This window comes from Glutamicibacter mishrai (assembly GCF_012221945.1).
GTDB lineage: Bacteria > Actinomycetota > Actinomycetes > Actinomycetales > Micrococcaceae > Glutamicibacter > Glutamicibacter mishrai.
Window position 1 is genome coordinate 3,339,495 of sequence record NZ_CP032549.1, and the last position, 24,188, is coordinate 3,363,682.

Here is a 24,188-nt window from a genome sequence, read left to right on the forward strand (position 1 = left end):
TTCTTGATGGTTCGCGAGGGTGGCCTCTAGCCTCGATTTTTCAGTGCAGGAAAATCGGTATCCCGGAACTCCTTGGGCGGAACCTTCCCGGCGGCATGCTGTTCTTCCTCGGCCAGGCGCAATTCCACCCGGCGGATCTTCCCGGAGATCGTCTTCGGCAAATCCGAGAATTCCAGCCGGCGAATGCGCTTGTAGGGTGCCAGATGCTCGCGGCAGAACCCCAGGATGTCTTCCGCGGTGCCCGCGTTCGCCTCGTAACCGGCAGCCAGGATGACAAAGGCCTTGGGCACCGAAAGCTTGAGCGGATCCGGGGAGGGGACCACCGCGACTTCGGCCACCGCCGGATGCTCCAGCACCACCGATTCAAGTTCGAATGGACTGAGCTTGTAGTCGCTGGATTTGAAGACATCGTCCGCCCTGCCGATGTAGGTCAAGATCCCTTCTTCGTCGCGTTCGGCGATATCCCCGGTGTGATAGACCCCGTCACGCAGTGCCTCGTCGGTTTTCGCCTGGTCATCGAAGTAGCCCTTCATCAGACCCACCGGGCGGGGATCGATGCGCAGGCAGATTTCTCCCACTTCGGCCACGTGGCCGGTGGTGGGGTTGCGCAATTCAATATCGTAGCCAGGCATCGGGCGGCCCATGGCGCCTACCTTAACCGTTTCGCCGGGGGAATTGGCGATTTGGACCGTGGTTTCCGTTTGGCCGTAGCCGTCACGGATCACCTGGCCCCATGCTGTGCGCACCTGGTCAATGACTTCGGCGTTCAACGGCTCGCCGGCCGACACCAGTTTGCGTGGAGGGGTTTTCAGCGTGGTCAGATCGGCCTGGATCAGGTAGCGCCATACCGTGGGAGGCGCGCAGAAGCTGGTGACGTTTTCCTTGGCCATCTGCTCCATCAGCGCCAGGGGATCGAAGCGATCATAGTTGAAGACGAAGACGGTGGCTTCAGCGATCCACGGCCCGAAGAAGTTGGACCACGCGTGCTTGCCCCAGCCGGGGGAGGCAACGTTCAAATGCACGTCGCCGGGCTCGACGCCAATCCAGAACATGGTCGCCAGATGGCCCACCGGATACGAGGTGTGGGTGTGCTGCACGAGCTTCGGCTGGGAGGTGGTTCCGGAGGTGAAGTACAGCAGCAGGTTCTCATCGGCGCGGGTCGGGGTCTCCAATGCGAACTCGGCTGGCGCCTGATGGGAGTCGTCAAAGTGCAGGGTTCCGGGGTAGCGGGCGCCGCCGACCTGGACGATGGCGTAGGCGCCGGGAACCTCGGTGAGCTTTTCCAGATGATCGTGGCTGGTGATCACCCAGGTGGCCTTGCCTCGCTCGATGCGATCGGCGAGATCCTCGCTGGTGACCTGCGTGGTCGTTGGAATGATGACCGCTCCGAGTTTCATGCCGGCCAGCATGGTTTCCCACAGGGCCACCTCGTTGCCGAGCATCACGATGATCGCATCCCCGCGTTGCAGGCCCTCGTCGGAGAGCCAGCGAGCTACCTGGGTGGAACGCGTGGAGAGCTCAGACCAACTGTAACGGGCAGATGTGCCATCCGGCTCGGTGAGAATCAGGGCTGGCTCATCGGCCCGCTGCGGGTCCTTTGCGACGGCATCGAACCAGTCGTAGGCGAAGTTGAAGTCGGTGAATTCTGGCCACGTGAACTCGTCCCGAGCTCTTTGGTAGTCATCGCGCGCGGCCAAAAGCAGGTCGCGGGCGGCTCGGAACTTCTCGGTATTGCTCATCGCAGTCCTTTGCATTTCGGGCGACAATGCCCGTAGCTATCATCCTTCGTTTCCACTCAATATACGGGAGTGACCAGTTTGGACGAATTGTTGCGCCATCATGCGTAGTCGTGTTGCCGTTATACGCAATTTTGTCCACTGATTCATGGATTAGGCGAGCAATGTGGCCTCCGTGCAGGAGCTGAAGAACAATTGGACGGCAACCGCTCGGATGGTCTAGCGTCTGAAATATGCCAAAGGAACAAGTTCCCGCCAAGAAACAGAACCCGCTTCTTGTGCTGGGAAAAATCAGCGCGATACTTGATTCCTTTTCCTTGCGGCAGCCCGTGCTCACCCTGGCCGATTTGCGTGAAGCCACGTCCATGCCGGCCTCTACGGTCCAGCGATTGGTGGCGAACCTCGTGGAACAAGGATTCCTGGATCGTGAGGGTGATGGCTATCGAATCGGCATGAAAATGGCGTACTGGGCCGCCCCTGCCACCCGTGGCAAGGAAGTCCTCGACGTGATCAGCCCGCTATTGGCCGAGCTGCGCGATACGACCGGCGAGACGGCGTGCCTATTCCGGGCCGAAGCCGTTTACCGCGTCTGTGTTGGCATCGCCGAAACTCGCCATGTATTGCGCCGCGAAATGCATTTGGGGGAGTTGGCGCCGCTGCATGCGGGTTCCGCCGGCCGGGTCCTCTTGGCCTGGAAGCCGGAGCTGATGCAGCGCCTGGTGGAAGGGTCCTTGGAATCACTGACCTCATCGACCATTACCGGTCTTGATGATTTGCAGACGGCCGTGGAAGCGACCCGCGCCGATGGCTTTGCGATCACCACCGGCGAACGGGAAAGCGGCGCGTCCGGGCTCTCGGCCCCGGTCTTCGACTCGGCGGCCCGGCTGGTGGCCGCGGTGACCATCAGCGGACCGACGATGCGCATGCCGCAAGCGGTCTGCGAAGGCTGGGTGGAACCGCTGCTGGAAACCGCCGAGCGCATGACCCGGCTGATCGGCGGCCGTTTCCCCGGCGAGACCCACCGTCCGGCCTAGCCAGCGGCGGATGGCTCCGTGTCCGTAGTGATGACCCACTCGAATGCCTTGGCCTTGGACCGCGCTCCCTGCGCGGACTTCGAGCGGTTCGGCTCGCCCAGCTGCGCCAGGAGCCTCTCGGAGAGCTGGACCAGTTCGCCGAAGCGTTCAGGAGTCAGCCAGTCGGGCCGGGTTGCGAAGAGGATGTCCTCGCTGGAGGTGTTGCCGCTGGCTCCCGGCGCGAAGGGGCAACCGCCCAAGCCGCCCAAAGCTCCATCAACCACTTCGGCTCCGGCGGCAATCGCGGCCAGCGTATTGGCCACTCCCAGCCCCCAGGTGTCGTGGCCGTGGAAGACGATGCGCCGTTGCGGCGAATTCTCCCGGACATTGGCGATCAGCGACGCCACCTGGGCGGGAACCGCCTGGCCAAGGGTGTCGCAGATGACGATGTCGCAGGTTCCTTCTGCGCGCGGATCATTGGCGATCTGAAGAACCTTCGACTCCGGGACCTGGCCGTCGAAGGGGCAGGTGAAGGAGGTCGCCAAGCAGAGCTGGATGCTCCCGTTGACGGCCTGGGCGTAGCTGACCGCTTCGGGCAGGGCCGCCATGCTTTCTTCGGTGCTTCGCGAGATATTGGCTTGGTTATGCGCGTCGGAGACCGAGAGGCAGTACTGGAAATTGGTGATGCCCGCCTTCGCGGCCTTAGCCACATGTCCCGGGGTTGCCACCCAGATCCAGCAGTGAGCCAGTTCCTGCGGAGTCAACGCTTCGGCGACCTCCAGGGTGTTGGCCATCGGGGGCACCAAGTCGGCGCGGGCCATGGAGCCGAGCTCGATTTCCTGGACTCCCAGGCGCAACAGTTCCCGGACGGTCGCGATTTTCTCTTCGGTGCTCAAAAGCTTTCCGGTCAGTTGCAGTCCGTCGCGCAGGGTGACGTCGCGCAGGGTGGCTGCTGGTGTGAAGTTGTAGCTCATGCTTGGCTCGTTTCGCTGCTGATGGCTTTCATGATTTCTTCCGGGCTGTAGCCCAGGAGTGTGCCGAGGACGTCATTGGTATGCTCGCCGAGGTCCGGGCCGAGGTTCCGGATCGGCAGGGAGGCTGTGCCCATCACCGGGACGATCCCGGGGAATCCGACCCCGGGGAGCACCTCCTCGCCGGTGGATACGTCGAAGTTCTGGATCATATTGCGGGCCTGGTACTGGGGCTCGTTGACGATATCCTCGGCCGTGTAAATGGGGCCGGCCGGAACGCCTGCGGCATCCAGTACGGCTAATGCATCTGCGGAGTCCAGGGTGCCGCTCCAGGCGCCGATGGCCTGGTCGAGCATTTCGCGCTGTTCCCATCGCTGGGCGTTGGATTGCAGGTTCTCGTCGTTGGCCAAATCGGGGCGGCCGATGGCTTCCATGTACCTGCGGTAGATCCCATCGCCGTTGCCGGCCACCACGATGCTTGCCCCGTCGGCGCACAGATAGGCGTTGGACGGGGCGATGCCTTCCATCCGTCCTCCGGTGCGGGTCCGGGATTCGCCGTAGGCGCCCTGGTCGGGGATCAGCGATTCCATCATGGAGAACATGGCCTCGTGCAAGGCGACGTCGATGATCCGGTGGTCCAGTGGCAGGGGATTATCGCCTGTGCTCTTGCGGTCGCGTTCGAAGAGGGCCATCACGGCTCCGAATGCGGCGTAGAGCCCGGCGATGGAGTCGCCGATGGAGACGCCCACGCGGACCGGGGCGCGGTCGGGGTCGCCGACCAGGTTGCGGAAACCGCTGAAGGCTTCGGCCACGGCGGCGAATCCCGGGCGTTCGGATAGCGGGCCGGTTTGGCCGAAGGCCGAGATCCGGGTGATCACCAGGTTCGGGTTCGCCGCGCTGAGCTCCTCTGGTCCGAGCCCCCATTTCTCCAGGGTTCCGGGCCGGAAGTTTTCCAGCAGCACGTCGCATTCGCGCACCAGATCGAGGACCGCGGCCCGCCCGGCGTCGCTGCGCAGGTCGAGCACCACGGATTTCTTGTTCCGGTTGATCGTGCGATAGAGCATGGAGACGCTGCCCTTTTTCAGGCGCCAGTTGCGCAGTTCGTCGCCGGTTTTGGGGCGTTCGACCTTGATGACTTCGGCTCCGAAGTCCGCCAGCAGGCGTCCGGCGGTGGGCGCTGCGATGTAGTTGCCCAGCTCCAGAACTCGGATGCCTTCCAGCGGGGCGATGGCCTTGGCGGCTCGATCTTGGTGGCTCATATGTAGCTCCTTGTCAGGTGGCTGGGATCAGATGAAGATGCTCATGACCAGAACGAGCCCCAGAGCGATCACCGAGGCGACAGAAACGCCGACGGTCACCGACTTCAGGGCGCCTCGAACGGTTTGGCCCAGCAGGGATTGCAGCAGCCAGAATGTATTGGAGGTTACGTGGATCATGAACAGCGAGCCGGCGCCGGCGGCCAGCGCGATGAGCACCGGGTCCAGTCCCAGTGCCGGGGCGATCGGTGCGAGCATGCCGGCGGCGGTGATCGCCGAGAGCGTCACCGAGCCCACGGCGATGTGCAGCACCGCGGCAATCACCCAGACGACCACCAGTGGTGCCACTGCGCTGGCACTGAAGAATCCGCCGAGGATATCTCCCAGTCCGGCGGCGGCCACGGTAGCTGCCAGCGAACCGCCAGCGCCGGTGAGCAACAGGATCTGTCCGCTTTCCTTGAAGCCGGTGCTGATCGCGTCCTCCACGCCCTTTTGGCCGATGGCACCGCGTGCCACGATGGTGGTGCCGATCAGGCCGATGAGCAGGGCGACCACGGGGTTGCCCAGCAGTTCCAGCACGCCGTTCTGGAACTTGGCGATTTCGGCGATCGCGCCGGCGGCAATGAGGATTAGCGAAAGCAGCAGGGGAGCGAAGAGCAGCAGCAGCGAGGTTTCGCGCTTGCCTTCGGGGCCAACGGCCAGCTTCACCGCACCGGGATCGGCCTGTGGCTGCTGGCCCTCGTCAATGCCAACGCTGCCACGGGCGGGCTCGTTCGGGGTGCTCTGCGGGTAGTCATCTTCCTCGAAGACATTCTGCTCGTCGCGCGCTGGCTTCCAGAACCCGCGGCGGAACAAGAAGGACATGATCAGCACCGCCAGCAGGACCGTTGGCACCACCAGGAGCAGGCCGCAGATCAGCATCTTGCCCAGCGATACGCCCAGCACGCCGGCTACCGCCAAGGCGCCGACGCCGGGAACCATGAAGATGATGCCGCACTCCAGAGAAATGGCCATGGCCGTGGCCAGCCGGGCGGTGCCCATCGGACCGATCTTGGTGGCCATGCGACGTGCCAGCGGGGCCGAGATGACGATCAGGACGTCAACGAAAATCGACTGCAGCACGGTGCTCATGGCTACCGCCATGGAGTACGGCAGGGCCTTGGGTCCGAACACCGAGAGCAGGCGTTCGACCAGGCGGCGGATGGCGCCGACCTCGTTGAGGATGGATCCCATCAGCACGCCGAAGGCGATGAGCAGGCCGACCTCCATCATGATGTCGCCGAAGCCCTTGGTGATGGTCTCGATGGTCTTGCTGATGCCAAGTTGCGTGCTCAGTCCCAGATACAGGGAGCCGAGGATCAGCCCGATGACGGGGTTGACCTTGAATTTGACGATCAGCAGCACCGTGGCGAGCACGGCCACGGCGGTGTTTATCAGAATCGCTGTATCTGACATGGGGATCCGATCTTCGTTGATAACGGGTAGACGTGAGCTGGGTCACGAAACTCTGATTCATAGTATGAGTTGCAACCCACGATGTAAACTTCATGTCGCTATTAAGTCATTGGCGATCGGCAGGCGTTTGCGCTTAACCGCAGCGGGCCCCGCAGCAACAAGCTGCGGGGCCCGCCGGGGCGCGTGTTCAGAGTGGTTATGATTTCAGCGAAGGGAAGTCCGTATCCCGGTATTCCTTGCCCGCTGGTTCGCCGCCATTAAAACGGCGCTCCTCGGCCTGGCGCAATTCCACGCGGCGGATCTTGCCCGAAATGGTTTTGGGCAACTGGGCGAACTCGATGCGCCGCACCCGCTTGAAGGCCGAGAGGTGCTCGCGGCAATGCGCCAAAATCGACTCCGCGAGTTCGGGGCCGGGCTGCGCGTTGGTCGTGGGAACGATATAGGCCTTCGGCACGCTCAAGCGCAATTCATCCGGGGCTGGCACCACTGCTGCCTCGGCCACCCCGGGATGCTCGATCAACACGGATTCCAGCTCGAAGGGGCTGATCTTGTAGTCGCTGGACTTGAATACGTCATCGGCGCGGCCCACGTAGGTCAAGACAGCGCGTTCGTCCCGTTCGGCGATATCCCCGGTGTGGTAGACCCCGTCACGGAAGACCTCTGCGGTCTTCTCCGGATTCTCGAAGTAGCCCTTCATCAGCCCCAGCGGGCGGGGATCGGTCACCAGGCAGATTTCGCCCAGATCCCCAACCTCGCCGGTAGCCGGGTCGCGCAGCACGATGTTGTAGCCGGGCATCTCGCGTCCCATGGCGCCGATGGTGATCGGCACTCCCGGCGGATTGGCGATCTGCACCGTGGTTTCGGTCTGGCCAAAGCCGTCGCGGATGACCTGGCCCCAGGATTTCTGCACCTGGTCGATGACTTCGGCATTCAGCGGTTCGCCGGCGGAGACCAGCTTCTTCGGCGGATTCTTCAAAGCGCTCAGATCCGCCTGGATCAGCAGGCGCCACACGGTCGGCGGAGCGCAGAAGCTGGTGACCTTTTCGGTGTCCATCTGGTTCATCAGCGCGATCGGATCGAAGCGGTCATAGTTGTAGAGGAATACGGTGGCTTCGGCGATCCACGGCGCGAACAGATTCGACCACGCGTGCTTGGCCCAGCCCGGGGAAGCGACATTCAGATGCACATCGCCTGGTTCCAGCCCGATCCAGAACATCGTGCTCAAATGCCCCACCGGGTACGAAGTGTGGGTGTGCTCCACCAGCTTCGCCTTGGAAGTGGTTCCGGAAGTGAAATAGCGCAGCAGCGTTTCGTCGGCGCGCGTGGGGGAGTCCAGCTGGAATTCGGCTTCGGCGTTGTAGGACTGCGCGAAGTCGAGGATCCCATCCGCGGTGCTGCCACCGATCTGGATCAGCGTGTAGTCGCCGGGCACCGTCTCGAATTTCTGGATCTCGCCCTGGTTGGTGATCACCCACTGGATATGCCCGCGCTCGATGCGATCGGCCAGGTCCGTGGGGGTCAGCTGCGTGGTGCAGGGGATCAGGATCGCCCCGAGCTTGATGCCGGCCAGCATCGATTCCCAGAGCTCGACCTGGTTGCCGAGCATCACTGCGATCGTATGGCCTCGGGCCACGCCCTGATCACTGAGCCAGCGCGCGAGCTGCGTGGAGCGCTGTGAGAGCTCGGCCCAACTGTGGCGTGTGGAGCTGCCGTCGCGTTCGGTGATGATCAGTGCCGGCGTATCGGCTCGTTGCGGATCCTTGGCCACTTGGTCGAACCAGTCGAAGCCGAAGTTGAACTCGCTGAACTCGGGCCAGCGGAATTCTTCCCGCGCCGCCTCGTAGTCCTCGCGCAATTCCAGGAGCCGATCTCGGGCTGCTCTGAATTCATCGGTAACGCTCACAACTAACCTTCCGTCGCTGGGACTAGGGCACCCCACATCATCGTGAGGCAGATCACTTGCCAATATACTTTGAAGTCCAAGGGTTTGAAAGTGCAATTGGCGCCAAACTGTTGAATCGGATGATGCCACGCGTATTTAATAAGTGCATGACTCAAATGCCCAAGGTGCTCGTCTGTGGTCCATCCAGCTGGAATCAGCTCGTTGAGCTCGACCGCTTGCCCGACCCTCGGCCTCAGCAGCTATCCGCCCGCAACGATTGGTACACCGTGGGTGGAACCTCCGCGGGCAAAGCGCTGCACTTGAGTTCCTTGGGTGTTGCGACGACGCTCTTCACGCCGCTGGCCAACGATGAGCCGGGGCGCCTGCTGCGACAGGTGCTCGGTGGCGCGGGCGTCAACCTGCAAGCGATTTCCAGCGTGAGCACCGAGCGGCATATTAACCTCATGGCTGGCGGGCAACGCGTATCCATCTATCTGGCAACGCCCTCAGCTGTCGAGGACGCGGATGCTGATGCCCTCTGCGCGGCCATTGGGGAAGCTGACCTGGCAGTGGTTGACCTGAGCGAGTTGGGGTTGCGGATTATCAGGCAACTCGCCGAGCCGCCTGTACCGCTATGGGTCGACCTGCATGACTTCGATGGCGCGGCCCAATTTCATCTGCCATTCCTGAGGGCGGCCTCGGTGGTCTTCATGAACGATGATGCAACCAGCGATCCGTGGGAGCTGATGGCCACCTGCCTGCGCCATGGCCCGGAAATGGCCATTTGCACGCGTGGAGCGCGGGGTGCGGTGGCAATGGATCGTCAGGGGCGGCGCTGGGAAGTGGCTGCGCCAAAGGTCGAGGTGATCGACACCAATGGTGCCGGCGATGCCTTCATGGCCGGTTTTCTCGCGGCTTACCAGCGGGGATCATCGGTGCAAGCGGCTTTGGAGGCAGCTGCCGGAGCGGCGGCTGTGGCGCTATCGAGCCGGCATCTGCATCCAGATCTCGCCCGGTTGCTCTCCTAGTGCCGATGGCGCGTGCCGCGATCGCGAGCGTGATGACCGGAACATTCCAATTTACTTGAAGCCTCAACTAAATTGGCGTATGGTTGGAGGTAACAAGAAGTCCTGATTGGAAAGAAGGCACTGGCCATGACCATGCTCAAAGAAGACAAGCTCGCCGCAGCCACTCATATGAACGCCGTGCAGCTCAAAGTCGGCGACATGAAGGTCATGAGCGAGTACTACCAAAAAGCGCTGGGGCTGACGGTACTGGATGAAACTGCCGACGGCACCCGCTTGGGCCGCGGTGCCCAGGAGCTGGTCAACCTGCAAAATGCCCCGGGCCTTCAGCTTCCTGCGCGCAGCGAAGCGGGGCTGTTCCACACCGCATTGCTCTTCAATAGCCAAGCAGACCTGGCAGCCACCGTGCTCTCGGCCGCGCAATTCGACCAGAGCAAATTTGTCGGCAGTTCAGATCACCTGGTCTCCGAAGCCTTCTACTTCACCGACCCCGAAGGCAACGGCATCGAGCTGTACTTCGACCGGCCGCGCGAGACCTGGACCTGGAACAACGGCGAAGTGCGCATGGACACCATCTACCTGGACCCCAACAACTACCTCAACACCCACCTGAGCGAACAGGCCGTGGCCTCCTTGCAATCGGCGAGCGCCGATATCGGCCACGTCCACCTGCAGGTCGGCGATGTGGCCACCGCGCGCCGGTTCTATGTGGACACCCTGGGTTTTGACGAGACCACCGCGCTGGGCAACCAGGCATTATTCGTCTCCGCTGGCGGCTACCACCACCACATGGCGATGAACGTGTGGAATTCCCGCGGCGCAGGTCCCCGCAAGGACACCTTGGGGCTTGGCGAGGTGCTGATCAACGTGCCTACCGCCGATGAGGTCGGCAAGCTGGCGCAGCGATTGAGTTTCGCTGGCGTCACCCATCATCACACCGGTGCCGAATTGCGCTTCAACGATCCCTGGAACAACCAGCTGCGCGTGGCCGTCGCCTAGCCGCAGACCGCGGGCGACGGATCAGGCGGTGGCTTGCAGGTGTTCGGTGATCACCTCGGCGGTCAAGGGCTTCGTTGCCAGCGGCTGGAAATCGCCATGCTCGCGGCCGCGCAGCACCTGCGCCGCAAAGAGATCCGGGGATCTGACATCGCAGTGCGTCAGATCCTCGGGGGCCAGTTCCCACCAGGCCGAGGCCTGCAGGGCCTGGACCGTTTCCGACGCAAAACGCTCGCGGATCACCCTTGCAGGCAGGCCGCCCACCACGGTATACGGCGCCACATCCTTGGTCACCACCGAATTCGAGGCGATCACCGCACCGTCACCGATGGTGATGCCATGGCCCAGGGTGACCTTCTCGCCGATCCACACGTCGTTGCCGATCGTGATCTTCCCGGGCTTGTAGCCGAACTTCGCCGCATTCAGCGTGACCCCGCGATCTTCGCTATAGGTCTGCGCGAGCAGCTGCTGGTTGTAGAACACCGGGCTGGTCGAGGCCCACTCATGCGGGTGGCGGGCGCCCATCACGCTCATGGACTTGGCGATCGAGGTGAAACGGCCGACGGTTACGGACTTGTGCAGCCTCGAATGCGTATAGGAAAACGCGCCCATCCGCCCCAAAGCCAATCCCGTGGTGCCCCAGAACGTGGTGTAAGGGTGCAACTCCAGGTCCGCCTCGTAGGTCACCAAGGCTTCGGGCTTATAGGATTCACCGGTCTTTTCCATGCTGTCGACGCCGCGGCCGGCCAATAGGATCCGGTACTCGCGCAAAAGCGGCTGCAACTGGGACATCGCGATTTTCATGACTACGAGTCTAAGGCCGCGAACTGAGCGCGCCATGAGCGAGTGCCGAAGGGCAACTGGTGATCTGCCTACCGAGCCCTACTTCTTCTGCTGACCCGTCTGCGGCTTGAAGGACAGGTTGTTGTGCGAGGTGAAGTACGGCAGGGTGCGCGAATTCTTCACGCCCAGGCGCTTGAGCTCCACGCTGCCCCCAAGCTGGCACCGCAGATACACATCACTCGGCGAGCCTTCCCCGGCCGCGGCCTGCAGCATCTGCGCGCTCAGGGAGAACACCAGCAGCCCATCCTGCCGTGCGCTGGAAGCAATCGACTGCAGCTGGGCCTTGGTATCGCGGTCGAGGATGACCAGCTCGATTTCGGCTTGCCGGGGCAGCGGCTCACGGACGCTGACGCCCAGCGCCAGCCCGTCATCTTTAAGGAATTCGAGCGAGGTTATGCGGGCCGAGAAATCCGGCATGTCTTCCCTGGTGCTGTGGGCCTTGAGTGCGGCCGCCTTGTTCCTGGTCTCCAGCCACCGCGCGATCACATCATTGGCGGCATACTCGCGGGCGAACTGCCGGCAGTGCTCGGACATCTTGGCCGCCAGCTGCCCATCGGTGATCAGCTGCTCGACCCGGTCGGCCATCGCCTGCAGATCCCCGGGCTCCACCAAAAAGCCGTTGACCCCGTCACGGATGCTATCGGCCGGGCCGAAATTGATGTCGTAGGACACCGGAATGCAGCCTTGCTGCTGCGCCTCGAGCAAGACCAGGGCCTGCCCCTCGTTGGCGGAGGTGAACAGCTGCGCGGTGCAGCCGGCGAAAAATTCCGGCAGCCGATCGGAATACCCGTGGAAGAGGACCTGGTCGGCCACCCCGAGCTCTTGGCATAGCGCTTCGAGCTTGCCGCGCTGCGCGCCCTGGCCGACCACATGCAGTACCGGGTGATGCCCGCGGCGCACCAGCTCGGCGACCACCTTGATGCTGGCGGCCACATTCTTATTTGCCGTCAGCGATCCGGCCGCGATCAGATGCGTGCTGCGGCGCTGCGGCGGCGGGCCAGGCAGGGTGCCGGACTTGAGCGGATTGGGGATCACGAAACAGCGCTCGGCATCCCCGAAACGCCGCACATAGGCATCACGCTGTGCGGCGGTGAGGAAGACGAACCCATCCCACTGCTGGCGTGCCTGGATGATCGGCGCATGGGGTTTGCTCAGCTGCCCGGTTTCCAGCGGCTCGCCCTTGGCCACGTGGATGCTGTGGAAGGCGTACAGCTTGGGCACCTTCGTGGTCTTCCACTTATCCAGCAGCGCCGCCGTGTACTTGCTGTCGATAACCACCAGCGAGTTCTCGTGATCGGCCAGCGAGCTGAGCCAGTACCGGTACAACGCCGGTGCAGTATTAAAGCGGGCGATCACCGCGCCCTCGGTGTCCAGCACTTCAAGGCACCGCCGCTTCTTGCCCTGGGGGTCAAAGCCCTTGGTGTCGATCAGGAAGGTGCTGCCGTCCTTGCGCAAGAACCGCGTCTGGCCGGTCCCCGCAGCCTGGCCATCGGTGAAATGCTGGCTGAAAGGGCGCTCGGGCGCCCCGGGATAGGCCACGGTTTCACCCAGGACCAGATCAGTGATGGCCGGATCGAACTTCTTGACGGCCACCGGTTCCTGCGGCGCCAATCCGCGCTGGGCCAGATCCAGGTACAGGTTCAGCACCTGCACATCCGGGGAAAGCTTGCCCTTGCCGACCAGTTCGTCGACGATCTGCGGCTGATCCGGCGCGCGATTAAAGGTCACCACAAAAGCCCGGCCATAGCGCTGGGCAAACAGCCCGGCACGCTGGGTGCACACCGTGGTCATTCCGCCGAATTCTCGTTCGAGCTTCCACGTCACCATATAGGCGTCAAGATGTTCGCTGGATAATGCCACGGGCCGATCCTTAGGTTGTCCTCGAAATTGCCTAGCGCCAGAACCAGCCACCCATCGCGGGGACTGCGCTGGCCGCTGCCACCGAGTCTAGCCGCGCACCGCCGAGCCCGCAGAGCCGCACACCGGTTTTCTGCCCAGCTGCCAGTTGCTTCGATGCCCGGACATGGCTCGCACATAGCCAGTTGCCCACAGCCGGGATCTTTTTGCCACTGGCTCCCGCCGGCGCACCCATGATGGCTTCATGAGTATCCACCAGTTGGCCGCCGCACTTGGCGAGCTGCAGCAGGCCATCGCCAGGGGCGTGCCGCGCGGAACCTGCGCGGCGCTCCTCCAGGTCATGGCCGCCTGCGTGTCATTGCTGGTGCAATTGTCCCGATCGCTGCGGACCAGCGAGGATCCTCGGGTGGCCGCCGCCCACGCCCGGCTGATCGAGACCCTATTCCGCTATAGCCTGCGCGAGCAGCTGCACAGCGCCATCCACCTTGAATCCACCGCGGCCCACCTTTTGGCCGACGACGATCTGGCCGCCGTGGGCTCAGGCACCACGGACTTCAGCCAGCCGGCCACGCTGCATGCCGGTCGCGTGCACTACCGCAGCACCAACGGCTTCCTTGCCAGCTGGCTGGGCCTGGACTTCCACGAGGCCGATCGCCGCGTGCAAGATGCCCACCTTTTGATCGCCCGGCGCGCCATGGACGGCTCGACCATCGCACCCCGGTTTTCCGCGCTGGCCCAGCTGTTCACCGACTCGCCGGTGCTCGATCCCAGGTCTGTGGCCCGTGCCGCCCGCGCCCTGGATAAATTCGAGCCCGCAGACACTGCCTTCGAGGGCCAGCCGCTACAGCCCACTGCCACCCACGCCGATGGGCGCACCTTGGAAGAGCATGTGGTTGAACTGTTCCGGGATCCTGATCTGACTACCGCGCAGTCTCTGGTTTCCGACCTGATCTCTGCCGAGCGCCTCGCCCGCAAAACCGTCAAGACGCCGCAGCCCGGATTCTTCCGGCGTGCCAGCATCGGGGAGTGCGACCGCTACGAGGTCATCGTCACCGGTGCCCAGCGCGAAGAGTTCCGGTCCTTCATCGGGCAAAGCGATAATCCGCGCACCGAGGCCGGGAAATCCGCCCGCGGTGCCCAAGGCAGTGGAATTCAAGGCAATGGCACACCTGGCGGCGATCCGGTGGCCGATGACCTGTTCAGCAGCAACGAACCCATGCCGCCTTGGGCCCAGGATGCGGCCAGCGAGCCACCGCAGGCAGACGAAAATTCCTTGTCGGACGCCGAAGGACAAGATCAAGGGCTTGTTGGCGAACAACTGGCCGCCGATTCCCAGCCTTCGGCGGGTTCAGAACAAGTGTCCGGCGATGCTGTGCCGGGAGACGCTGATCTACCTGTGCCGCAGCGCAGGCTCAATGCCCTGATCGCGGCCCTGAAAAATCGCGGCGGTCGCGGAAGCGCAAAAACCGCCACTCCTAAGATCGCGATCCATGTCCAGCTTGATTCACTGGCCGATCTGGCAGCCCCGGAGCAACTGTCCTCCATGTCGGAGCACGGCATCAAGCTCGGACCAGCAGACACCTCGGCGCTGATCTGCCAGGGCGAGATCTACCGGGTGGTTTTTGGCCCGGATGGGCAACCTCTGGATGTCGGCAGGTCCCAGCGCTTCTTCACCGAGGCGATGAAGCGAGCGATCTTCGCCCGCGATCGAGGATGCATAGTGCCCGGCTGCACCGCGCCTCCCGAAATGCTCGAGTACCATCACAATGACTGGTGGGAGCATGGTGGGTGCACTTCGGTGCGCAATGGCAGCTGCCTGTGCCGTGCGCATCATCATGCCGTCCATGCCGGCTTATTAAAGCTGGTCACTGTTTCCGGGCTGGCGCACATTGTGCTGCCCAAACATCTGGATCCGCTGCAGCGCCCGCAGCGAAATCGCATCCATCTGGCCTACAGTTAAATAGGTCAAAATGTCAGTGCCCGCGACGGGCGTGATCAACTTCATGCGCCCACTTCGACGCGCCGCCAGAATAGAGTTGGCCAGCACCTTGGCTCTCTGGCATAATTGCAGGGTACTCGATTTGTTGTGGCCCCTCTCTCCGCTTCGAATCCTGTCCTTTTTAGAGTTCGAGAAGTAAGGCCTGCCCCACAGGTGCTAAAAATCGGATTCGACCATGTTGAGAAACAGGAGTGACCACTACAGTGGCCGTTAAAATTCGTCTGAAGCGCTTCGGTAAGATGCGCGCACCTTTCTACCGCGTTGTTGTCATGGACTCCCGCGCTAAGCGCGATGGCCGTGCCATCGAGGAGATCGGTAAGTACCACCCAACCGAGAACCCATCGATCATCGAGATCGATTCTGAGCGTGCTCAGTACTGGCTGTCGGTTGGCGCTCAGCCAACCGAGCAGGTTCACAAGCTGCTGAACATCACCGGTGACTGGCAGAAGTTCAAGGGCATCGACGGCCAGGAAGGCACCTACCAGGTTGCCGAGCCTAAGCCAGCATTCGTTGCACCTGAAAAGGGTTCGGTGATCCTTCCTGAGGCCATCACCAAGAAGGCTGAGAAGCCAGCTGCTGAAGAGGCAGAGGCCGAAGCAACCGAGGCTGAGTAACAGTGCTCGTTGATGCGCTAGACCATATGGTGCGCGGAATCGTCGAGGAACCGGAAGACGTCAAGGTCGCCTTGAAGTCCACCCGCCGCGGTGATTTGCTCGAAGTTCGGGTCAACCCTGAAGATCTCGGTCGTGTGATCGGACGCCAGGGACGCACCGCGCGAGCACTGCGTACCGTCATGGCAGCGCTGGCCAAGGAATCGGTTCGTGTTGATGTCATCGACACCGACCGACGCCGCGGCTAAGCAACTGCAGCCCAACTCTTCGTTGGCTTCATTTCGAAAGGAGTTTCCGTCCAACTGGTGACGGAAACTCCTTTCGTGTTTCACCACCCACACCATCCAGAAAGAGCAGCAGATTATGCGATTGCAGGTTGCCCGCATTGGCAAGCCCCACGGCATCCGTGGCGAAGTCACCGTTCAGGTCCTCACGGACAACCCCGAGGATCGCTTCACCGCCGGCGAAGAACTGATCGTCGTCGAAGGCCCGGTTAAGAGCCTCACGGTGACCAACGCCCGCTGGAACAAGACCATCCTGCTGCTGTCCTTCAAGGAGATCAACGATCGCAACCAGGCCGAGACGCTGCGCGGCGCCCGCTTGGAGATCGAGGTCTCGGACGAACCCGAAGACGATTCGGATGAGTGGTACGAGCACGAGCTGCTGGATTTGAAGGTCATTCTCGATGGCAAGCAGGTCGGCGTGATCACTGCACTGCGCACCAACCCCGCACAGGACCTACTGGTATTCGAAGACACCGAAGGCAACGAGGTCTACCTGCCCTTCGTCGACGAGTTCGTGCCCGAAATCGATCCAGAAGCCGGCATCGTCGTCATCACTCCGCCCGCCGGCCTGCTGACCCTGAACAGCGACGAAGACTCCACCGAGGAAGAGCACTAAACCATGCGCCTAGATGTCATCTCGATTTTCCCCGAGTACCTGCAGCCGCTCTCGCTCTCGCTGATCGGCCGGGCCGCGGAAGACGGCATCCTGGATTTGAATGTCACCAATTTGCGCGACTTCACTGAAGACAAACACCGCAAGGTCGACGACACTCCCTATGGCGGCGGCGCCGGCATGGTGATGATGCCCGAGCCGTGGGGCCGTGCCCTGGATTCGGTTCGCCCCGCTGATGCGCAGGGCGCCAAGCCCACCTTGATCGTTCCTTCGCCCGCCGGCGCGGTGTTCAACCAGCAGATGGCCTACGATCTGGCCGAAGAAGAGCACCTGGTCTTCGCCTGTGGACGCTATGAAGGCATCGACGAGCGCGTGGTCGACTACGCGCACGAGAACTTCAACGTTATCCCGGTATCCATCGGCGATTACGTGCTCAACGGGGGAGAAGTGGCGGTCATGGTGATGGTCGAGGCCATCGCCCGACTGATCCCCGGAGTCATCGGCAACCCAGAATCCCTGGTGGAGGAGTCCCACTCGGATGTCCTGCTGGAGTACCCGGTCTACACCAAGCCTGCCTCTTGGCGCGGACGCGAGGTTCCCGAGGTCCTGCTGGGCGGCAACCACCAGCGGGTTGGCCGCTTCCGCCGCGACGAGCAGATCAAGCGCACCGCGGCCCGCCGCCCGGATTTGATCACCCAGATGGATGTCCCGTCCTTGAACCGCCGCGATCGCGACGCCCTGTGGCATAACGGATTCGCTGTGGTCGACGGCGTGATCACTCCAAAGTCCGAGCTGGACTGGGCCACCGGTGCAGGTGCCGAAGGCACCGAGAACAACTAGTTCCACGGCCGCAGCCCGGCAACGAGGTCTAAATCACGGGACCAGAAATTCTGCTGGACTCGCGCGAGCCGCAGCGATACGGCATAATTGTTTCTTGGTGTGTTTTTATCTGGCTCCTGCCGCAGGGGGAAGACCGGATGTGAAAGAACCGCCGCATCGACTGCTAGAGCCAGTCGGTGGTAAACGTTCCGGGGAGATCGCCAGGCGGCAAGCCGGCGATGAGCCCCGCTACGAGGATTCGGTGACCTGCGGCATTGATCCTAGGAGATGCAACATGCATATTCTTGACTCAGTCGATGCAGCTTCGCTGCGTTCGGACATCCCAGCTTTCGGTCCAGGCGACACCCTGAAGGTGCACGTCAACATCATCGAAGGCAAGAACTCGCGCGTCCAGGTTTTCCAGGGCTACGTTATGGGCCGTCAGGGCCACGGCGTTGGCGAAACCTTCACCGTTCGCAAGGTTTCCTTCGGCACCGGTGTTGAGCGTACCTTCCCAGTTCACTCCCCGATCATCGAAAAGATCGAGGTTGTGACCAAGGGCGACGTTCGTCGTGCAAAGCTGTACTACATGCGCGATCGTCACGGTAAAGCTGCTCGCATCCGCGAGAAGCGTGACTTCAACGCAAAGAAGTAATCTGCGTTCCTTGATGAACCAGATTGCCCGCAGCGAGCGAGCATCGGTGAAGCGCCGGGCCTTTTCTTGGGTCTGGCGCTTCGCTGTTCTTGCCATCATTCTCGGCCTGTTGAGCACCATCATCTTCCGCGCGACGGTGACTGACCTCTTCCACATCGACTCCAACTCCATGGAGTCGACCCTCAACCCCGGCCAAAGCATCGCGGTTGACCGCCGCGCCTACCGCGACGCGCCGCCGCAGCGCGGAGACGTCATCGTCTTCGATGGCCGCGGTTCGTTCCTGCCCTATGCCCGGGCGAGTTTCGCCGACGATCTGCTCGGCGCGTTGAGCCTGACCGGCACCGGCAGCAAATACGTCAAGCGCGTCATCGGGGTCGGGGGAGACACCGTGGAATGCAAGGGGGCCCACTGCCAGATCACGGTTAACGGCCAGACTGTCGAGGAGCCCTACGTCTTTGCCGGCGATGCACCGAGCGAGCAGAAATTTTCCGTCAAGGTCCCGGAAGGACGTTTGTGGGTGATGGGCGATCATCGCTCCACCTCCAAAGACTCGCGCTCGCTGCTCGGGGCCAGCGGTGGTGGAATGATCAGCGTCGATCGCGTCGTGGGCAAGGCGACTGACATTGTTTGGCCATTGGATCAGCGCGCCACTATCCGGTAATTGAGTGTTACTAGTTGATAGCCATCAGGCGTCTGGAAGCGAAATTTTCTCGCTTCTAGACGCCTTTTTTCGTGTCTTATGGATTTTTTTTCACCGCCGCACAGCTTCAGCGGCATTTCTATGATTCTGATGTGCGGAATCCGGCCTAGTTCACAGGTTTCTTTGAGTTGACTAGGCGCTAGAAAGATAACTCCAATCTTAAACAAAAGCTACTGTCTCGTAAGATGTGACCCAGTCGAATCCATGCAAAGCAATCTGACTAGGGGAAACGTGGTTCGTTATTTATATTTTCGTTGGATTCGGTACTTGAAAAGCCTATCTGCAACCCGCTATTGTTTCATTTTGGTAACAACACCTGTGCTTAGAAGTGTGTTCTGAGGTAGGAACACCGCTAGCACTCGCACCATAAATGTGGGAGAAGCATTAATGCCAAATCCAAATAAGAAGACTGCGCAGCGAGGCATCGTTGCTGCAGCCGCTACCGCTTTGGTAGTTGGCAGTAGCTTCATGCCAGCCGTTGCGGCCCCGGAGGCGACCAGCTCGCCTTCCGCGTCGGCCTCCTCGAGCGAGTCGGCCACCCCCAGCGCAACCACCACTGAGGGCGCTGTAGACACCACCGGCCTTCCAGAAGCGATCGAACGCGATCTGGACAAGACCGTTGATGAGTACTTGGAAGACTCCAAGGCTAGCGAAACCGCGGCTGCGGTTTCCAAGCAGCTGAAGGAAAAGGGCATTGATTCTCGTGCCTCTGTGAAGGACGGAAAAGCCAAGGTCGAGGTGAGCGAGAAAGACGCTGCTGAGGCCAAGAAGGTAGCAGCTGCCTCGCAGGCGGCAGTATCCCTCGACATCAACAAGAAAAAGCTGTCCACTCCTGAAGATGTTTATGGTCAAATCGTCGAAAATGTAGACGAGTCTGAACTGACCCGACTGACTGCGATCGTCAACACGGTTGAGGATGGCAAAGAGGTCGTGAAGATCATTGCTTCAGGCCCTGGGTCCATCGAGGGATCAAAGAAGGAAACCTATGCCAAGAAGTCAGCGGCTGAGGGCGAGCTTTCTCTAGAAGAATTCGCGGAGGAAGTAGCATCATCAGATGTTGTTTTCGAGCCGTCTAAGAAGGACGGCCGCGGTGCTGCGAAGCACGGTGCCACAGAAGATATTTACGGCGGCATGGGTTACGCAATCGCTGAGAGTGGTCAAGACCCTGCCTCGCGTTGTTCCGTTGGGTTCAATGCCTGGGATCCAAGTGGCAAGGACGCTATCTTGAGCGCGGGTCACTGTACTGCAGATAATTCGATGACCGACACTTACGTGTTGGAAGCGAACGCACCTAATGATTTCCTCGGGTACACAGCTAATCTTGGAACCTTCGGTTTCGGACAGTTCGGTGGCCCGGGCAATTCGGGTTACGCTCCTGGCACCCCGATTTCAGAGACTGATACCGAGAACCCTGGCACCGATATTTCGGTGATTGAGGATATCAACCCTGCTTTGAATTTGAAGGCTGGCGTTTCACAGTGGCCATCCGGTGGCGACGAGCGTGATCAGGTTATTAACGTAACCGGCGATGCAGCTGCCACGATTGGTGCAAACGCATGTTCGTCTGGCGCGACCACGGGCTGGAGCTGCTCGACCATTACGGGCGAGGGCATCTTCTACGTCCAGGGTATGGGTGGAACTATCCGCGATGTATGGGGCTATACCGCTGATAACCCAGATCAGTCAGTACTGGATCAAGGTGACTCCGGTGGAGCAGTTTTGGTTGGTAGCAAGGCTGTCGGTATCAACTCGGCCAACAGCGGTGGCGAAGATGGTGTGGAAAACACCAGCGATGATCTTGCCTTCTACACCGGACTTACCGATGCGCTGCAGCGCATTGATGGCGTGAAGGGTTACACCGTCAAGGTGTTCATCAATGCCCCAACTCTGACTACCGAGAATGGTTCTGAGGTTGAGGCTGGTAGCGATATCACCGGAAACGTCAAGGACGCTGCACCTGGCACTAAGGTTGATGTCATCGTCAACGGCGAAGTTGTGGACACCGTAACTGTTGATTCGAACGGTAACTTCACTTTCTCCGCTCCTGACCAGACTGGCGTCTACGAGTTCACTCTCCAGGCACACAAGGGCTTCGATAAGTCGGCAACCACCGATGGCAAAGTAGTTGTGATCGCGGTTCCAGAGCCGACCCCGACCCCGACCCCAACTGCGACTCCTACCGAGGAGCCTTCTGAGACCCCGACTGAGGAGCCATCGGAAACTCCAACTGAGGAGCCATCGGAAACTCCAACTGAGGAGCCATCGGAGACTCCAACTGCGACTCCTTCTGAGACCCCAACCGAGGAGCCTTCCGAGACTCCAACTGAGGAGCCATCGGAGACTCCAACTGCGACTCCTTCTGAGACCCCAACCGAGGAGCCTTCCGAGACTCCAACTGAGGAGCCATCGGAAACTCCAACTGCGACTCCTTCCGAGACCCCAACCGAGGAGCCTTCCGAGACTCCAACTGAGGAGCCATCGGAAACTCCAACTGCGACTCCTTCCGAGACTCCAACCGAGGAGCCATCGGAGTCTGCTTCGGAAACCGAAGAGTCCTCTGAAGCTCCACAGGACGATGAGTCTGATGAACCAACCAAGTCGGCAACTCCAAAGGAAACTCCTAAGAAGGACGATCCACTGGCTGATACCGGTTCGAGCAGCGCTCCATTGATCGCTGCAGGTGGCGCACTGGCTCTGGTTGGTGCAATGTTCCTCCTGTTCCGTCGCGGCAACCGCCGTCACGGCTAAGGAAACACCTTTAGGTTCTAGAAACCTCTGAAAGTGTCCCGCTACTAGTTACTGGTAGCGGGACACTTTTTAGTTAGTACACATGTGGTTCACCGACTGCTTTACGAATAGCCCTATAGCCTCGATACAAGGCAGGTTATTGGGTACGCAAAAACCGAGGTGCAATTATGAATTTCAACGCTAAAACTTCCCGCACGCCCCTTGCATTAGCATCAACCGCGCTTATGGCAAGCTTGTTGTTGACCGGTTGCGGCCAAGGGACGGACCCAGGCGCGAATAAGTCCTCAGATTCACAATCTTCCAATGCCGCGCAGCCTTCCGATAACCAAAGTGAGAATGCCGTGGATCAGGAAACTCTGTTAGAAACCAATGACCAGCTTTCAACGCAACTCGGCGATGCCTACGTGCAGGGCTGGATCAAGGACGGCAAGCTCCACGTCTCAACTACCAGCGAAGGCAAGCTGAGCGCCATCAAGGAAGCTGGTGCCGAGGGACACGTAGTCCCGTACAGCAATAAGGAGTTGCGGTCTGCCATCAGTGAAATCATGAAATGGCAGTCACAGCAACAGAACCCGATCAACAGCTCGATCCATGCCTACACCCTGAATCCGGAGACCGGCGGCATTACGCTATCCGTGGACAAGAGCCAGATCGACGCGATCACCAAGTTGATTGAAAAGGATAAGCCGATCGGTGATATCCCCGTGGACCTCAAACCCAGCGGCGGAATTGCAACGCCTGCCAACTCTTAGCTGAATCCTCGCAGTGGGCCCCGCTACTCGCGGGCCCGACGTGACACCCAGCGACGGCCAGCCCGACTTCGGGCTGGCCGTTTTCGCTTTGCCTGGCAACGAAGCGAATCAGGCAATGAGCCATTCGCCCACCATTGGCACGTAAGATGGGGTGTGTTAGGCAAAAGGGAAGGTACCAATCAAACTGTGAGCGCCGCACCAGCAGAAAATCCCCAGGGCAAGGGGCCGCTATACAAGGTATGGCGCTTCATCCGCGAGATCGTCATCATCGTCGCCATTGCGCTGGCGCTCTCTTTCATGATCAAGACCTTCTTCTTCCGCGCCTACTACATTCCGTCGGGCTCGATGGAACACACCCTGGAAGTCAACGACCGCATCTTCGCGAATCTCATGGTTCCTGGCCCGTTTGAGCTGAACCGAGGAGACGTAGTCGTCTTCCGTGACGATTTGGGCTGGCTGCCACCACTGGCTGAATCGCCCACCGCGTTCGAAAATGTCCTGTCCTTCGTCGGAATCCTGCCTGCAGCCGACGAGCAGTATCTGGTCAAGCGCATCATCGGCATGCCGGGGGACACCGTGGAATACGATGCGGCTGTCGGCAAGCTGAAGATCAATGGCGAAGCGATCGACGAACCATACATCTACACTGGCAATAAGCCGTCCGATATGGAATTCTCCGTCACCGTGCCTGAAGGCAAGATCTGGGTCATGGGCGATCACCGTGCCGCCAGCGCCGACTCCCGCTTCCATACCGACATCCAAGGCGGTTTCGTGGACCTGGACTCCGTCCAGGGACGCGCCTCGATCATCTCCTGGCCAACTTCGCGATGGGGCACCGTCGATTCCCACGACGAAGTCTTCGCCAACGTTCCTGACGCGACCAGCAAATAACATGGCCGCGACAACGAAGACCGGCAAGAACCAGCCCACCACCCTCGATCACGAACGCGCTTTGGCCGCCCGCCACGGCGTGAAGCTCATCGGTGCCGTGGATGAGGTAGGCCGTGGCGCCCTGGCAGGGCCGATTACCGTGGGCATCACCGTGATCGACATCAACGAGGTCAGCGAGTTCCCGGAACTGCGCGACTCGAAGCTCTTGCGCCCTGAAACCCGCGAGGCACTGGTGCCCCAAGTGCGCCAGTGGGCGGCCGGATATGGCGTTGGCCATGCATCTGCCGAGGAAATCGACTCCCTAGGCGTCACCGCAGCCTTGCGCCTGGCCGGTACCCGAGCCGTGGAACAGTGCGCCGTCGCGCCCGAAGCGATCCTGCTGGATGGAAGCTACGATTGGCTGACCGCTCCGGAACCGGACCTATTCGACGTCCTTGCCGACGACCGCGATCCGGTAGGCCTGCACTTGCCGGTGACCACCATCATCAAGGGTGACATGACCTGCCAAGCGATTGCCGGCGCCTCCATCTTGGCCAAGGTCGAGCGCGACGGGATCATGAGCGAATTGGCCTCGGCGCATCCCGACTTCGGGTGGGATATCAACAAGGGCTACGCCACCGCCGCGCACCGGGCGGCGATTACCGCTCTGGGACCTTGCGATTACCACCGCAAGAGCTGGAACTTGACTTCACAGGCCGATACGGCCGAAGGTGAAGCCACAACAAAGAAAGCAAAGTGATGGCTGGCGACGACCTGGAAAACTACGAGTCCGACATGGAACTGCAGCTGTACCGCGAGTACAAAACCGTGGTGGGGCTCTTCAACTACGTGGTCGAGACCGAACGACGCTTCTACCTGGCCAACCAGGTCGACGTGAAAACGCTGAGCAATGCCGGCGAAGTCTACTTTGAGCTGAACCTGACCGACGCGTGGGTATGGGACATCTACCGGCAGGGGCGTTTTGTGAAATCCGTGAAGGTACTGACCTTCAAGGACGTCAACGTGGAGGAACTCAACCGCGATGAGCTGCAGATCCCCAAGGAGGGACTGGACTCCTAGCCGCGGAAATCCACATTCCGCAC

23 protein-coding genes are annotated in these 24,188 nt (G+C 61.1%); 15 read left to right on the forward strand and 8 right to left on the reverse strand.

Annotated elements, in window-relative coordinates; translation table 11 throughout:
• Window positions 1-26 precede the first annotated feature (26 nt).
• Window positions 27-1,739 carry an AMP-binding protein gene (locus D3791_RS15540; protein WP_172512746.1) on the reverse strand — a complete coding sequence of 571 codons (1,713 nt, stop codon included), beginning with the start codon at window positions 1,737-1,739 and terminating at the stop codon, window positions 27-29.
• Window positions 1,740-1,969: 230 nt separating this feature from the next.
• Here D3791_RS15540 and D3791_RS15545 point away from each other — a divergent pair, with 230 nt between their 5' ends.
• A complete protein-coding gene (locus D3791_RS15545) occupies window positions 1,970-2,770 on the forward strand; it encodes an IclR family transcriptional regulator (RefSeq protein ID WP_061952266.1) in 801 nt (266 codons plus the stop codon).
• Here D3791_RS15545 and D3791_RS15550 read toward each other — a convergent pair.
• The 4 genes from D3791_RS15550 to D3791_RS15565 form a co-directional block, all read right to left on the reverse strand.
• Window positions 2,767-3,723 carry a beta/alpha barrel domain-containing protein gene (locus D3791_RS15550; RefSeq protein ID WP_022876637.1) on the reverse strand — a complete coding sequence of 319 codons (957 nt, stop codon included), beginning with the start codon at window positions 3,721-3,723 and terminating at the stop codon, window positions 2,767-2,769. The genes D3791_RS15545 and D3791_RS15550 overlap by 4 nt on opposite strands.
• Window positions 3,720-4,979 carry a CaiB/BaiF CoA transferase family protein gene (locus D3791_RS15555; protein ID WP_172512747.1) on the reverse strand — a complete coding sequence of 420 codons (1,260 nt, stop codon included), beginning with the start codon at window positions 4,977-4,979 and terminating at the stop codon, window positions 3,720-3,722. Before D3791_RS15555 ends, D3791_RS15550 begins: the two co-directional genes overlap by 4 nt.
• 27 nt (window positions 4,980-5,006) lie before the next feature.
• Window positions 5,007-6,431: a GntP family permease gene (locus D3791_RS15560; RefSeq protein ID WP_172512748.1), complete on the reverse strand. Its 1,425-nt coding sequence runs from the start codon at window positions 6,429-6,431 to the stop codon at window positions 5,007-5,009.
• A 196-nt stretch (window positions 6,432-6,627) separates the two neighbouring features.
• The gene (locus D3791_RS15565) at window positions 6,628-8,334 is read right to left on the reverse strand and encodes an AMP-binding protein (protein ID WP_172512749.1); all 1,707 of its coding nucleotides are present in this window, start codon (window positions 8,332-8,334) and stop codon (window positions 6,628-6,630) included.
• Between the two features lie 146 nt (window positions 8,335-8,480).
• On the opposite strand from D3791_RS15565, the gene D3791_RS15570 reads away from it, so the two are divergent.
• Together D3791_RS15570 and D3791_RS15575 are read left to right on the forward strand one after the other, a co-directional pair.
• The gene (locus D3791_RS15570; RefSeq protein WP_172512750.1) at window positions 8,481-9,341 is read left to right on the forward strand and encodes a carbohydrate kinase family protein; all 861 of its coding nucleotides are present in this window, start codon (window positions 8,481-8,483) and stop codon (window positions 9,339-9,341) included.
• A gap of 126 nt (window positions 9,342-9,467) precedes the next feature.
• The gene (locus tag D3791_RS15575; RefSeq protein WP_022876632.1) at window positions 9,468-10,337 is read left to right on the forward strand and encodes a VOC family protein; all 870 of its coding nucleotides are present in this window, start codon (window positions 9,468-9,470) and stop codon (window positions 10,335-10,337) included.
• A gap of 21 nt (window positions 10,338-10,358) precedes the next feature.
• Here D3791_RS15575 and D3791_RS16850 read toward each other — a convergent pair whose 3' ends face one another.
• From D3791_RS16850 to D3791_RS15590, 3 genes are all read right to left on the reverse strand, one after another.
• Window positions 10,359-11,126 carry a CatB-related O-acetyltransferase gene (locus D3791_RS16850; protein ID WP_281350612.1) on the reverse strand — a complete coding sequence of 256 codons (768 nt, stop codon included), beginning with the start codon at window positions 11,124-11,126 and terminating at the stop codon, window positions 10,359-10,361.
• A 90-nt stretch (window positions 11,127-11,216) separates the two neighbouring features.
• On the reverse strand, window positions 11,217-13,037 hold the full coding sequence (locus D3791_RS15585) for a glycosyltransferase (protein WP_172512752.1): 1,821 nt from the start codon (window positions 13,035-13,037) through the stop codon (window positions 11,217-11,219).
• A gap of 31 nt (window positions 13,038-13,068) precedes the next feature.
• The gene (locus D3791_RS15590) at window positions 13,069-13,290 is read right to left on the reverse strand and encodes a hypothetical protein (RefSeq protein ID WP_172512753.1); all 222 of its coding nucleotides are present in this window, start codon (window positions 13,288-13,290) and stop codon (window positions 13,069-13,071) included.
• On the opposite strand from D3791_RS15590, the gene D3791_RS15595 reads away from it, so the two are divergent.
• The 12 genes from D3791_RS15595 to D3791_RS15650 all read left to right on the forward strand — a co-directional run bounded on the left by D3791_RS15595 (window position 13,279) and on the right by D3791_RS15650 (window position 24,165).
• On the forward strand, window positions 13,279-14,994 hold the full coding sequence (locus D3791_RS15595; protein WP_172512754.1) for an HNH endonuclease signature motif containing protein: 1,716 nt from the start codon (window positions 13,279-13,281) through the stop codon (window positions 14,992-14,994). The two genes, D3791_RS15590 and D3791_RS15595, sit on opposite strands and share 12 nt — an antisense overlap.
• Before the next feature lie 242 nt (window positions 14,995-15,236).
• Window positions 15,237-15,647, forward strand: a complete 411-nt coding sequence (gene rpsP / locus D3791_RS15600; protein WP_022876628.1) for a 30S ribosomal protein S16 — start codon at window positions 15,237-15,239, stop codon at window positions 15,645-15,647.
• A gap of 2 nt (window positions 15,648-15,649) precedes the next feature.
• Window positions 15,650-15,892 (forward strand): RNA-binding protein, encoded by a 243-nt coding sequence (locus tag D3791_RS15605; RefSeq protein ID WP_022876627.1) that lies wholly within the window; start codon window positions 15,650-15,652, stop codon window positions 15,890-15,892.
• 115 nt (window positions 15,893-16,007) lie between these two features.
• Window positions 16,008-16,544 (forward strand): ribosome maturation factor RimM, encoded by a 537-nt coding sequence (gene rimM, locus D3791_RS15610; protein WP_172512755.1) that lies wholly within the window; start codon window positions 16,008-16,010, stop codon window positions 16,542-16,544.
• 3 nt (window positions 16,545-16,547) lie between these two features.
• The gene (gene trmD, locus D3791_RS15615) at window positions 16,548-17,381 is read left to right on the forward strand and encodes a tRNA (guanosine(37)-N1)-methyltransferase TrmD (protein ID WP_022876625.1); all 834 of its coding nucleotides are present in this window, start codon (window positions 16,548-16,550) and stop codon (window positions 17,379-17,381) included.
• A gap of 274 nt (window positions 17,382-17,655) precedes the next feature.
• Complete coding sequence (gene rplS, locus D3791_RS15620; RefSeq protein ID WP_022876624.1) at window positions 17,656-18,015, forward strand: 50S ribosomal protein L19; 360 nt, start codon at window positions 17,656-17,658, stop codon at window positions 18,013-18,015.
• 13 nt (window positions 18,016-18,028) lie between these two features.
• On the forward strand, window positions 18,029-18,676 hold the full coding sequence (gene lepB, locus D3791_RS15625; RefSeq protein ID WP_172512995.1) for a signal peptidase I: 648 nt from the start codon (window positions 18,029-18,031) through the stop codon (window positions 18,674-18,676).
• Between the two features lie 426 nt (window positions 18,677-19,102).
• Window positions 19,103-21,463, forward strand: a complete 2,361-nt coding sequence (locus tag D3791_RS16690; RefSeq protein WP_216847354.1) for an LPXTG cell wall anchor domain-containing protein — start codon at window positions 19,103-19,105, stop codon at window positions 21,461-21,463.
• 167 nt (window positions 21,464-21,630) lie between these two features.
• On the forward strand, window positions 21,631-22,215 hold the full coding sequence (locus D3791_RS15635; protein ID WP_152485571.1) for a hypothetical protein: 585 nt from the start codon (window positions 21,631-21,633) through the stop codon (window positions 22,213-22,215).
• A gap of 186 nt (window positions 22,216-22,401) precedes the next feature.
• Complete coding sequence (gene lepB / locus D3791_RS15640) at window positions 22,402-23,106, forward strand: signal peptidase I (protein ID WP_246242176.1); 705 nt, start codon at window positions 22,402-22,404, stop codon at window positions 23,104-23,106.
• A 1-nt stretch (window position 23,107) separates the two neighbouring features.
• Complete coding sequence (locus D3791_RS15645) at window positions 23,108-23,845, forward strand: ribonuclease HII (protein ID WP_172512757.1); 738 nt, start codon at window positions 23,108-23,110, stop codon at window positions 23,843-23,845.
• A complete protein-coding gene (locus D3791_RS15650; RefSeq protein ID WP_022876618.1) occupies window positions 23,845-24,165 on the forward strand; it encodes a DUF2469 domain-containing protein in 321 nt (106 codons plus the stop codon). Before D3791_RS15645 ends, D3791_RS15650 begins: the two co-directional genes overlap by 1 nt.
• Window positions 24,166-24,188 lie beyond the last annotated feature (23 nt).